This is a genomic window from Aeromonas sp. 600886, from assembly GCF_049174935.1.
GTDB classification, from domain to species: domain Bacteria; phylum Pseudomonadota; class Gammaproteobacteria; order Enterobacterales; family Aeromonadaceae; genus Aeromonas; species Aeromonas veronii_A.
Genome location: NZ_JAAKUB010000044.1, coordinates 1 through 11993 on the forward strand (window position 1 = coordinate 1; position 11993 = coordinate 11993).

The following is an 11993-nucleotide window of genomic DNA, read 5'->3' on the forward strand; positions in this document are numbered from 1 at the left end:
GGGGCTTCTGTGCGCGCCGGCAGGAGCATCACCATGCCTGACCCCGACAACCAGACGCCAGAACAGCGCATCAAGGAACTTGAGCAACAGCTGGCGCTGATGAGCCAGAAGGCCCAGTTCTTTGAGGCCGTCGTCGATGTACTGAAGAATGACTACGGCGTCTCCATCGTAAAAAAGCGACCCGGCAAGTCCTCTCGCAGCGGCAAGTCGAGAAGCTGACCATCGTCAGGGCTTGCCTGTTTCTGGGGATAAGCCGGCAGGCTTACTACAAGCGCAATCGGGTCGCCGACGAGCGCCATGCTCAAGGGCTGCAGGTGGTGCGCTTTGTGCGTCAGGTTCGACTGCGACAACCTCGGGTGGGCACTCGCAAGCTGCATTATCTGCTGCAGGGTCAGGAGGATGGCGGGCTCAAGGTAGGGCGTGACAGGCTGTTTCGGATATTAGCCGAGCACCGCCTGCTGGTGCAGCCTAAGCGGGCGTATCACAAGACCACCCACAGTTTTCACCGTTTCTACCGTCATCCCAACTTGCTCAAGGCGGGGCCAGAGCAGGTCACGCCGGTGGCCCCGGAGCAGGTCTGGGTCGCTGATATCACCTATCTGCCAGCTAGGAGCGGACCGCTGTACCTGAGCCTGGTGACGGATGCGTACTCACGCAAGATAGTGGGCCATCACGTGCACGAAGGGATGCACGCGGAGTCGGTGGCGATGGCGATGGCGATGGCGTTCAGGAAAGCACTGAAGCAACGGCGTGGCGACGGTGAACTCATCCATCACTCGGACCGCGGCGTGCAGTATTGCTCGGGGCTGTATCAGTCATTACATGAACGGTACGGGGTGAAATGCTCGATGACGGATGGGTATGACTGTTACCAGAATGCGTTGGCGGAGCGGGTGAACGGGATTTTGAAAGGAGAGTTATTGTTGCAAAGCCCGCAGGATTTGACGCAAGCGCGGGAAATGGTGCGTGAAGCGGTGGATATTTACAACGTGGAGCGGCCGCATCATGCGTTGAAATACAGAACCCCCGATGCGGTACATAGGGGGTTCTGAGTAGAGAAATGCTAGTTGAAAATGTGTAAACCTATTTCAGGACTAGACATTCATCTTTGCTCGAGCGCCCGATGACAGACGCCCAAACCCTCAGAGTATTACAACCAGGGGGCAGCAGTCGGCCCGTGGTGCAGGCCCAGCTTCCAGACACGGCCAAAGTGCTTGTAGTGACCGGCCGCGACACCTGCCTTCTCACCCATGCCGTGGTAGAGATCGAGGTGACCCTTCTTCACCGCCCCGCCCACATCCAGCGCAATCAACAAGCGCAGCTGGTGCTTGCCGGTCCAGTTGCCCTCTTTATCGAGCAAGGGAACTTCGGCCAGGATCGGGGTACCCATCGGCAGCAGGGTCTTGTCGGCAGCGACGGCCGCCAGCGGCAGCAGCGGGATACCGGCGGCACCGATCACATCATTAGTCGGGCGACGCTCGAAGAAGACATAGGAGGGGTTCTGCTCTACCAGCTCCTTGACCCTGTGCTCAGGTTGCTGGTTGGCCCACTCCTTGATGGCCTTCATCGACATCTGCTCCTTGGGCACTTCACCGCGGTCAATCAGCACCCGGCCAATGCTCACATAGCCGTGGCCGTTCTTGCCGCTGTAACCCAGATATTGCAGCCTATCGTCGTCACCGTAGTGAACAAAGCCCGATCCCTGCACGTCCATCAGGAAGTTGTCGATAAGGGATTTGCTGTAACCCAGCTCCAACCCGCGGTTGGCAAGGGCGCCCTGGTGGATCTGTGCCCGGGTCGGACAACGGCTGCCGCAGTTGGGCATGGCATAGATGGGGTACTTATACTCGGCATCCGGGCGGTGACGCACCTCCAGCACCGGCGAGTAGTAGCCGGTAAAGAGCACGTTACCCATGCGATCGGCGCCGCCCAGCTGAGCCAGGCTGATGCCGTAACGGGTGATGTCGGCAGGATTGCCGCCGCCCACCACCCAGCGGGAGAGCTGGTGATAGAGCTCGCCATAACGGCTCGCCATCCGCCCTGAACGCTGCATGACAATGCGACTCTGGGGGCCAAACTTGCTGTAATCGGCACTGGCACGACTGTTGACCCGCTCGACCCGCACCAGATCCCCCGGCAAGGTACCGTCCAGATACTGCTTGCCCAGATTTTCCGGCACCTCGCAGTTGAGAAAACATCTGTCATCAGTCTGTTTTTTTGGCACCTCTGCTTTGTCAGAGTTACCCGCACACCCGGCCACCCCCAGCACTATCGCGGTCAGCCAGAATCCGTGTTTGTTCATATGTCCTCATTTAACACCAAGAGTCCTGCTCGGCGGCAAGATGCCAAATTTGCAGGGGGAAAGCAAACGACATCAATCACTTGAAGAGAGATTTCTCCAAAGGGAGGATGCTGGGTTATAACAAGGTGACAGGATATGCGAGGTAATGGATGGAACAGCTCGAAATATTCCCGTTGCAGAGCCCCTGTATCGGGGTCTGCGAGGTGAACAACAAGGGCTATTGCAAAGGATGCCTGCGCAATCGCGAGGAGCGTTTCAACTGGCAGAAAATGAGCCCTGCCCAGCAACAGGATGTAATGCGTCTGTGTCGCGCCCGCAAGGCGCGGGTTGAGGCTGCGCGGCGCAAAGCGCTGGAAGGAGCGCAACCCCAGTTGCCAGAACAACAAGGCTGGGAGTTTTAACCACTCCCTATCTTCCCCTCACAGGTTACCTATCCTCCCGACAAAACAAAAAGCGGCCCACAGGCCGCTCTTGGTTATGACGTCTTGCCGGGTGGCGAGGCTTATGCCGTGGCCAGCTTGGCCTGCTCTTCGCCGCGCTTGAGCATGGCGTAGGAGACACCGGTCAGCAGCGAGCCTGCTGCAATGGCCACGATATACATCATGACATTGCTGATGGCGTGCGGGATGAACAGCACGAACAGACCGCCGTGGGGAGCCATCAGCTCGCAACCGAACAGCATGGAGAGCGCACCGGTCAGGGCGCCGCCGACCATGCAGGCCGGGATGACCCGCATCGGATCCTTGGCGGCAAACGGGATGGCCCCCTCGGAGATAAAGCACAGACCCAGCACGAAGGAGGCCTTGCCCGCTTCCTGTTCCGCCTTGATGAACTTGGCGCGGGCCAGGAAGGTGGCGATCCCCATCCCCAGCGCCGGCACCATGCCGGCGGCCATCACGGCAGCCATGGGGGCGTAGGTTTTGGAGGCCAGCAGGCCGACCCCGAAGGCGTAGGCTGCCTTGTTGACCGGGCCACCCATGTCGAAGCACATCATGGCACCGATGATGACACCCAGCAGCACAGCGTTGGCAGAGCCCATGTTGTTGAGGAAGGTGGTCATGGCATTCATGATGCCGGCCACCGGGCCACCCACCACGTAGATCATCACCAGACCGGTAAAGAGGCTGGCAAAGAGCGGAATGATCAGGATGGGCTTGAGCGCTTCCAGGGTCACCGGCAGGCGCACCCTGTCGCTCAGGTACTTGGCGCTGTAACCGGCCAGAAAACCGGCGACGATGCCGCCAAGGAAACCGGCGCCCAGCGAGCTTGCCAGCATGCCGCCGATCATGCCGGGAGCGAGACCCGGGCGGTCAGCGATGGAGTAGGCAATGTAACCGGCCAGCACCGGGATCATCAGGGCAAAGGCAGAGCCGCCACCGATCTTCATCAGAGCGGCGGCCAGAGTGCCTTCCACCTTGAACGCCTCAATCCCGAACACGAACGAGAGCGCGATAATCAGGCCGCCCGCCACCACCATCGGCAACATAAAGGAGACACCGGTCAGCAGATGCTTGTAGGGGCCAGCTTTTTCCTCTTTCTTGGGCTGGCTGGCACCGCTGTGACGATAGGTTTTCGCCTCGGTCCACGCCTTGCCCAACTCGGCACGGGTTTTCTTCAGTGCCGCACCGGTACTGGTGCGATAGACCAGCTTGCCGTCGAAACGAGCCATGTCCACCTCGATATCGGTGGCGAGGAACACCAGATCAGCGGATGCAATCTCCTCGGCGGTCAGGGCGTTCTGGGCACCGACCGAGCCTTGGGTCTCGACGCGGATCTGATAACCCAGCTGTTTGGCCATGGTCTCCAGCGCTTCTGCCGACATAAAGGTGTGGGCAACGCCAGTCGGGCACGCTGTCACTGCCACGATGCGCTTCCCAGCGGCGACCGATTTGGCGGCAGCAGGCGCGGCTTGATGACGATAGACGCTGGCACCGCTGGTGGCAGCTTCCAGCAAGGCAGCCGGATCCTGCAGGGCGAGATCCATGCTGCCCTGATAGACTCGCTTGCCATCATAGGCGGCGAGATCCACCGGGGCACTGGCGACAACCAGCACCAGATCGGCGGCGGCAATCTGCTCCTTGCTCGGTACTTGGCGGGGCTGCACGCTGGAGCCGACGTCGAGGGTGAGTTCCCAGCCAGCCAGTTTGGCCTGCTGTTCTATCCGTTTTGCAGCGAGAAAGCTGGTGGCAATGCCCGCCGGGCAAGCCGTAACCAAGATTGCTTTCATTGGGCATCTCCTGAGTTTTCCATTGAGGGGGTATTGCACTGAACCGGTGCCAGCGCATCCAGACGCTCTACGCGCACCTGTTCAAGTAAAGGGTTGAGCACATTGATATCGTCAAAGCCGACCGCCACCTGACTGACCGCCAGTGCCGAGACGGCGGTGGCCAGCCGCAGGGTCTGCTCCGGCGCCCAGCCAAGGCTCAGACCATGGGCGAGACCTGCCACCAGAGAATCGCCAGCACCAACCGTGCTGACCACCTGCATCCGCGGCGGAATGGCTTGCCAAACGGCATCCGGGGCAAACCAGATGAGGCCATCGGCGCCGTTGGAGATCACCACGTTGGGGATCCCGTTCGCCTGCAGCGCGCGGGCACACTCGGCCTGCTCGCTCAGGGTCTTGATGGGGCGACCAGCCCATTGGCTCAGCTCCTCCAGATTGGGTTTGACCAGGGTCGGCGCCGCCTTGATCCCTTCGCTTAACGCCGCACCGCTGCAATCGAAGATCACCTGCTTGCCCTTGGCCTTGAGCAGGCGGATCAGATGGGCGCAGTAATCGGGGGCCACCCCTTTGGGCAGGCTGCCCGCCAGCACGAACCACTCGGCGTGAGGTGCCAATTTGTCGATGGCCTGCTCCAGCGCGCACACTTCCCCTTGCTGGATGGTGAGCCCCGGCAAGTTGAGATCGGTGACCCGACCGGACTGCTCGGAAATCTTGACGTTGATGCGGGTGCTGCCCGCGACACGGACAAAGTGATCATCCAGCGCACGCTCTGCAAACAGGGAGACAAAGCTCTGCTCATTGTCTGCGCCCAGCCAGCCGGTGACGCCCACCTCGCGGCCCAAGTCCTTGAGCACCATGGCGACGTTGATCCCCTTGCCTGCGGCACGCAGGTTGGCCTCGCTCACCAGATTGACCTCACCGAGGCTCATCGCCTCGAGGCGAGTAGTGAGATCAAGGGCCGGATTGAGGGTGATGGTAACAATCTTCATTAATGCGCCCCCTCGCCGAGACCAGCGGCGATGGCCTCACCGATCCCCTTGAGAGCCGCTTCGGCATCAGCCCCTTCGGCGCGAAATGCCAGACGGTGCCCGCATTTGACCCCAAGACCGATCACTTTCATCAGGCTCTTGGCGGAAACCGCTTCGCCGCTGCCATCCAGATTGGCAACCCGGATGTCGGATTCAAACTCTTTGGCCACCTTGACCAGCATGGCGCCCGGACGAGCGTGCAAGCCGTGGGGATTGATGATGGTGAAGGTTTCGGAAAGACCGCTCGCGGGCCCTGCCTGCAACATGGCCAGTCCCTCACCGCCTGCCAGCGTAGCCAGCTGACCGGCAGCCGCCAGTTTGGCCAGATTCTCCAACTGCGGTAGATGGCTGCTATCTGCGGCACACAGCAGCAGCATGGCGCTGACCGGCAGATCCCCTGTCATGAGGGGGCTACTCGGGGTGGCCAGCACCCAACCGGTCTGGGCCGCTTGCGCCCGGGCGAGCCAGACGGCCTCGCCCAGATAGGCAGGTTCGCTTGCCAGCAGCGCGCTCACCATGGCGGCATCGCCCCAGCCCGCAGACTTGGCGCGGGCGGCTGCTCCCAGCAGCAGTTGGTCGCGATCATCGGCCGGGAAGTCAGCCAGGGTCAGGTATTGCACCTCTTTGGCGGCAGTGGCGCCAGTCAGGATGTTGATGATGGTGTCGGCATCGGTGGCCTCTTTGAGCTGAGCTGCCGCCTGCTCGTCACCCAGCACATGGGTGAGCTGGCGCAAAATGCCCAGATGCTCGTCGGACTTGGCGGCGATGCCGATGGCGACATAGGCGATCTGCCCCTCATCCCACTCGATACCATTGGGGAACTGGGCCACCATGACGCCTGTGTTCTTCACCAGATGACGGGTATCGGTGGTGCCGTGGGGAATGGCGATGCCGCTGCCAAGATAGGTGGTATGCTGCGCTTCACGGGCCAGCATCCCATCCACATAGCCAGCTTCCACCAGACCGGCTTCGGTCAGTTTGCCTGCCAGCAGGGCAATGGCGTCCGACTTGGTCGCCACCGACTGCCCCAGCAAGATCTGCTCTCGCGCCAACTTCAACATAGAGACTCTCCATCAGGTTCCGGCCACGCCGGTACGTCACAATTGAACATTCGGATAACTCGCCAGCTGACAATAGACCTGAACACGGTTCACTGTGATCGGGGCCTGATTTTCAGGCCACTGGGTCTCTTCGTTGCTGACAGGCTGAATCGTTTCACTTACACTCAGACTGAATCGTTTCAGCGAATTGATCAAGTACCCACAAAGAGTGCTTTTCAATGATATGATCCCGCGCACACTTTTCGGTGCCCTCACCCGGCAGTGACCGTGGGCCTTGCAACTCACACAGAGCCAATATGATGAAACTGGATGAAATCGCCGCCCTCGCCGGTGTCTCGCGCACCACGGCAAGCTATGTGATCAATGGCAAGGCCGACCAATACCGCATCAGCCAGGCCACCCGCGACAAGGTGATGGCCGTGGTCACCGCCCACAACTATCAGCCGGACAGCCGCGCCGCCTCCCTGCGCGGCGGCCAGACCAAGACTCTGGGCTTTATCCTGCCCGACCTTGAGAACGCCAGTTACGCCAAACTGGCCAAGCGGCTGGAACAGGGTGCCCGGGCGCAGGGCTATCAGCTGCTGATCGTCTGCTCGGAGGATGAGCCCGCCACCGAAAAAGAGCTGGCCCAGATGCTGGTGAGCCGCCATGTGGATGCCCTGCTGGTGGCCAGCTGCCTGCCGCCGGACGACCCCTTCTACGGTAAATTGCAGGCGCAAGGCAGCCAAATCCTCGCCATCGACCGGGCGATGGCAGCCGACAAGTTTGTCACCGTCGCCAGTGAAAACGAGAAGGCAAGCTTTGATCTCACCAGCTCCCTGCTCACCCCGAACTTACGCCATATCGCCTTGATCACCGCGCTGCCAGCACTCACGATCAGTCAGGAGCGAAAAGCCGGTTTCGAGCAGGCGGTCGCCAGTCATAGCGCGACTCGCCACCTGTGCGAGGGGGATCACTTCTCCCGCCTTGAGGGGTATCGCCTGATCAAGGATCTGCATCAGCAGCTGGGTCAGCTGCCCGAAGCGCTGATCACTACTTCCTATATCCTGATGGAGGGGGTGCTGGACTATCTATTGGAGCAAGAGATCGATATGAGCAAGCTTGCCATGGCCACCTTCGGGGACGATCGCCTGCTCGACTTCCTCCCCTTTGGCATCAACTCCCTGCCCCAGCAGCACGACGCGCTGGCGAGCCAGGCGCTGGAGCTGGCACTCAAGGCGGTGAACGGCGACTACCAGAACGGGCTGCACTATGTGAGCCGCACCCTCAAGCGCCGTCGCTAACCTGACCGCAGCAGACCCGATTTGCTGTCAATGGGTGGTAAAGCGAACAGATGACAATAAGGCTGCCGGCATCGGCAGCCTTATTGTTTTCCCCCACAACCCTACCCGCCCGCTTTGCTTTCTCTACCGTCTGGCCGACTAAACAACCGGCCTCCACACTCCTTTCACCCCGCAACTAAACGCCAACGCCACGACAAGGCACTCCCCCATCCGTGCTGCAACCACTTGGCTGACCTGTATCAATGAGCCCCTGCCAGTCATTTTATCGGTGCTTTTTTCTGCAATTAGCCATCACTGTCATCATTTATTTCCACTTGTTGCCACAAGCCAGCACAAGATCCGTATAAAGGGGGTTGTTTCCGCTATTTTGATCCGCTAACGTGGCAACCATCTTTTACAACTGACAGGTTTTAGGTACAGATGTTCCCGTTCCGATATTGCTAGCCTCCGGCCCTATCACCGGAGGCACCTTCTGATAACGCCAATCGGCCCCCTCTTGTTGACGTCACTGCTGACATCGCCTGTTTGCACTGATACCGCTATGTTCGGATGGATAACATGAATACCAAAACTCTGGGTTGTACCCTGTTGATTGCCGGCACCACCATAGGTGCCGGCATGCTGGCCCTGCCGCTGGCCTCCTCCTCCCTCGGCGGCCCCGCCACCCTGATGTTGATGGTCGGCCTCTGGGCCCTGATGGCCTTTACCGCCATGCTGCAAGTAGAGGCAAGCCTCAACACCGGCAAATGGTACCTGCACCAGCTGGCGGACCATCTGCTCGGCCCCTGGGGCAAGCGTATCGCCTCCTTCTGTATCCTGATGCTGTTCTACTCGCTGGCCTCCGCCTACATCAGCGGCGGCAGCAGCCTGCTGGCACAGGCGCTGGCCGATGCCGGCATCACCCTGAGCCAGGAGCAGGCCGCTTGGGCCTTTACCCTGCTGTTTGGTGGCATGGTCTGTGTCGGCACCCGCTCGGTGGATTACCTCAACCGACTGATGTTCACCGTCAAACTGGTGATCATGGTGGTGGTGCTGGCGTTGCTGCTGCCCCGCACCGAAGGGCAGCATCTGCTCTCGATGCCGCTGGGTCAGGGCCTGTTGCTGGCGGGCCTGCCGGTCATCTTCACCTCGTTTGGCTTTCACGGCTCCATTCCGAGCGTGATGCTCTACCTCGGTGACTGCCCAAAACAGCTGCGTCGGGTCTTTGTCTGGGGCTCAGCCCTGCCACTGATCCTCTACGTGCTGTGGCAGGTAGCGATCCTTGGTTTGCTCGGCCAACAAGCCCTGCTGCAAACCGGTGGTGCGCTGGACAGCCTGCTGGCAAACGTCGGCAAACTGGTGAGCTGGCCTGTGTTTAATCAGGCGATGCACTTGTTTGCCGACCTGGCGCTCGCCACCTCCTTCCTCGGGGTAACGCTGGGACTGTTTGACTTTATGGCCAAGGTGACCCGCCGCAAGGACAACTGGCAGGGCCGCACCCAGACTGGCCTTATCACCTTTGTGCCGCCATTGCTGTTTGCCCTCTACTTCCCGCAGGGCTTTATCATGGCCCTCGGCTACGCTGCCATTGCGCTGGCGATCCTCGCGGTACTGCTGCCGGTGGCGCTGGTATGGCAGAGCCGCAAGCAGGCGCCTGCCCACCACTACCGCGCCCCGGGTGGCGTAGTGGCGCTGGGAGTGGCCGCCGCCATGGGCGTGCTGATTGTTGGCGTCCAGATCAGCGTCAGCATGGGGCTGCTGCCCGCGCTGTAATCCCCGATACTGAAAGCAAAGCCCCGCCAATTAACTTGGCGGGGCTTTGTGCTATCAACGCTGCCATGATTCTGCCCATTCCCTCCTCGCACAAGAGGGATAAAGGACGTTTCAGCTACGCTTTTTCCATATGCAATGGAGTGGGGAGCAAGGTATGAAGTGGGCTGGCTGGTGGCTGCTGTTTTGCCTGAACTCGATTGCCCAGGGCGCGCCCCTGACGCTGGCGGCGCCCGTGGAATATATCCCCCTGCTGCGCCCCTTCTATGAGGAGTGGTTTGGCAAGGCCAGGGTCGATTTTACCTTTATCCCCTGTACCAGCGCCCGCTGCAAAAAGCTGCTTGATTCCGATAGCACCATCGCTGGCGATATCGCCCGGATCAAGGGCTTTGAGCAGACCCATCCGCATATGATCCCGGTCGGCACGGCGATTGGCGAAGTGACCATCTATGCCCAGAGCAAGCAGGACGCCAGCTGGCCACCCGCCAGTCAGGAGCGGGTTGGCTGCCTGCGCGGCATTCAGTGGTGCAGCCGCTATCTCGACAGTCGACGCATCGTCTGGTTCAACGATGAGAAGCAGGGTCTCGCCCTGCTCCAGCGCGGCAGAACCGACTGGGTGATCCGGCTACTGCCCACCAATCAATCCCCCCTTGCCGCACCATGGAAACGGGTCTCCGATATCGAGGTTTATCTCTACCTCAACAAGAGCCGCCAGGCCGATATCGCCGCCCTTGTCCAATCCCAGCAGCAGCTGATAGCGAGCGGCCGCTGGCAGCAGATGCAGGAGCGCTACTTCTCGGCCCTGCTGACCCCCATCCGCTGATCGGGGCACCACCGAACAAACCGCCAAGAACCGTGTTTTATACAATCTTTTTTGCCACCGAAGCCTGAACGGACAGTTCAAAACCCGTTCATGCCCGCTCGCTACACTGCCCCCTCGTTTATCGCTTTCAGGAGCCTGAAAACAATGATGTTGCATCTCACGAAGAGTTCCCTTGCCCTTGCTCTGCTGGCAGCCAGCGGCGCCCTCAGCGCGGCCGAAATCACCAACAACAATATCACCGAGGCCGACATCAAGGCGGCGCAGGATGCCTGGGGCGCGGCGCTCATCAAGATCAGCGATGACTATCGGGCCGGCGGCATTGAGCGCGCCAAAGCCACCGCCGAGGCGGTACTCGACAGCGCTTATGGCTACCAGCAGGGGCCGGTACTGTTCAAACCCACCCTCGCCGGTGGTGAGCAGACCTTTCGCACCACCCGCGAGGGGGCGCTGGCCTATTTTGTCGGCAACAACAGCGCCTATCCGGCAGATAGCGGCTTTGCCCTGAAAAACTGGCAGAGCTACCGCTATGACAATGCCGCCGTCTATATCAACGGCAACATGGCGCTGACCATGGGCAAGGTGCATCTGGTGGATCGCGACAACAAGGAGACCACGGTCGACAAGAGCTGGGGTTTCAAGAAGGGGAATGATGGCAAGGTGCGCATCGTGCTGCACCACTCCTCTCTCCCCTACGGCGCCTGACTGGCGAAGTGCAGCTGACAGAGCACGCCACCTAAAACCAGACAACAAGCCCTGCCAGACTGGCGGGGCTTTTTTATCCGGCAAGGGTGCTTTGGGCGCCATGGCCGAGCCCCCTTTACTGCTACCCTCAAGGGCAAGCCATTGAGCGCGCAACAGATCCATGCTTATCCATCACCTCGGGAGCCCTACGCCATGACCATACTGCCCATCTATGCAGCCCTGCTTGCCCTGCTCTTTGTCCTGCTCAGCGTACGCACCATTCGCACCCGTCACCGCCAGAAAGTGGCGCTCGGCCATGGCGATGATCCCGCCATGCTGCGGGCCATGCGGGTGCACGCCAACTTTGCCGAGTATGTCCCCCTCGCCCTGCTGCTCATCTATTTCGTCGAAACCGGCAGCCATGCCCCCTGGCTGGTTCATCTGCTAGGGAGTGCCCTGCTGCTTGGTCGCCTCTGTCACGCCTTCGGCATGAGCCGCACACCGGAGCATTTCCGCTATCGGGTGGTGGGAATGGGGCTGACTTTCACCGTCATTTTGCTGAGTGCGGCCTGTCTCCTGATCACCGCCCTGCTCTCCTGACCAGAGCAGGTCAGCCAAACGCGGATCTGCAGAAGCATGTCTAGTCCTGAAATAGGTTTACACATTTTCAACTAGCATTTATCTACTCAGAACCCCCTATGTACCGCATCGGGGGTTCTGTATTTCAACGCATGATGCGGCCGCTCCTCGTTGTACATATCCACAGCTTCACGCACCATTTCCCGCGCTTGCGCCAGGTCCTGCGGGCTTTGCAACAACAACTCTCCCTTCAAAATCCCGTT

General features: G+C 60.3%; 11 protein-coding genes and 1 pseudogene. 7 read left to right on the plus strand and 5 right to left on the minus strand.

Translation table 11 applies throughout. The features are described from left to right. Positions 1 to 1052 (plus strand): annotated as a pseudogene (locus G5179_RS20560) (IS3 family transposase); the annotation flags it as partial. A 98-nt stretch (positions 1053 to 1150) separates the two neighbouring features. Here G5179_RS20560 and mltA read toward each other — a convergent pair. Further along, on the minus strand, positions 1151 to 2302 hold the full coding sequence (gene mltA / locus G5179_RS20565; RefSeq protein ID WP_421259015.1) for a murein transglycosylase A: 1152 nt from the start codon (positions 2300 to 2302) through the stop codon (positions 1151 to 1153). A 149-nt stretch (positions 2303 to 2451) separates the two neighbouring features. Between mltA and G5179_RS20570 the strand changes: the two genes are divergently transcribed. Next, positions 2452 to 2703: a DUF1289 domain-containing protein gene (locus tag G5179_RS20570; RefSeq protein ID WP_216953548.1), complete on the plus strand. Its 252-nt coding sequence runs from the start codon at positions 2452 to 2454 to the stop codon at positions 2701 to 2703. 101 nt (positions 2704 to 2804) lie between these two features. Here G5179_RS20570 and fruA read toward each other — a convergent pair whose 3' ends face one another. Genes fruA through fruB form a run of 3 tightly spaced genes read right to left on the minus strand, consistent with a single transcriptional unit; the run spans position 2805 to position 6615 of the window. Then, positions 2805 to 4529 (minus strand): PTS fructose transporter subunit IIBC, encoded by a 1725-nt coding sequence (fruA, locus tag G5179_RS20575; protein ID WP_421259016.1) that lies wholly within the window; start codon positions 4527 to 4529, stop codon positions 2805 to 2807. After that, entirely contained in the window at positions 4526 to 5515 is a 990-nt protein-coding gene (gene pfkB / locus G5179_RS20580) for a 1-phosphofructokinase (RefSeq protein WP_421259017.1), read from the minus strand. The genes fruA and pfkB overlap by 4 nt, the downstream gene beginning before the upstream one ends. Further along, positions 5515 to 6615 (minus strand): fused PTS fructose transporter subunit IIA/HPr protein, encoded by a 1101-nt coding sequence (fruB, locus tag G5179_RS20585; RefSeq protein ID WP_421259018.1) that lies wholly within the window; start codon positions 6613 to 6615, stop codon positions 5515 to 5517. Before fruB ends, pfkB begins: the two co-directional genes overlap by 1 nt. A 296-nt stretch (positions 6616 to 6911) precedes the next feature. Here fruB and cra point away from each other — a divergent pair, with 296 nt between their 5' ends. The 5 genes from cra (at position 6912) to G5179_RS20610 (ending at position 11751) form a co-directional block, all read left to right on the plus strand. Further along, positions 6912 to 7898, plus strand: coding sequence for a catabolite repressor/activator (gene cra / locus G5179_RS20590; protein ID WP_421249832.1), 987 nt, complete (start codon positions 6912 to 6914; stop codon positions 7896 to 7898). A gap of 558 nt (positions 7899 to 8456) precedes the next feature. Further along, complete coding sequence (locus tag G5179_RS20595; protein ID WP_421204884.1) at positions 8457 to 9650, plus strand: aromatic amino acid transport family protein; 1194 nt, start codon at positions 8457 to 8459, stop codon at positions 9648 to 9650. A 154-nt stretch (positions 9651 to 9804) separates the two neighbouring features. Continuing rightward, entirely contained in the window at positions 9805 to 10470 is a 666-nt protein-coding gene (locus tag G5179_RS20600; RefSeq protein WP_216953544.1) for a hypothetical protein, read from the plus strand. Positions 10471 to 10614: 144 nt separating this feature from the next. Then, the gene (locus tag G5179_RS20605; protein ID WP_421208496.1) at positions 10615 to 11172 is read left to right on the plus strand and encodes a hypothetical protein; all 558 of its coding nucleotides are present in this window, start codon (positions 10615 to 10617) and stop codon (positions 11170 to 11172) included. A 192-nt stretch (positions 11173 to 11364) separates the two neighbouring features. Next, the gene (locus G5179_RS20610; protein WP_227342837.1) at positions 11365 to 11751 is read left to right on the plus strand and encodes an MAPEG family protein; all 387 of its coding nucleotides are present in this window, start codon (positions 11365 to 11367) and stop codon (positions 11749 to 11751) included. Positions 11752 to 11837: 86 nt separating this feature from the next. Here the strand turns inward: G5179_RS20610 and G5179_RS20615 are convergent. Beyond that, a partial coding sequence (locus G5179_RS20615) for an integrase core domain-containing protein (RefSeq protein ID WP_421259019.1) occupies positions 11838 to 11993 on the minus strand: 156 nt, incomplete at its 5' end.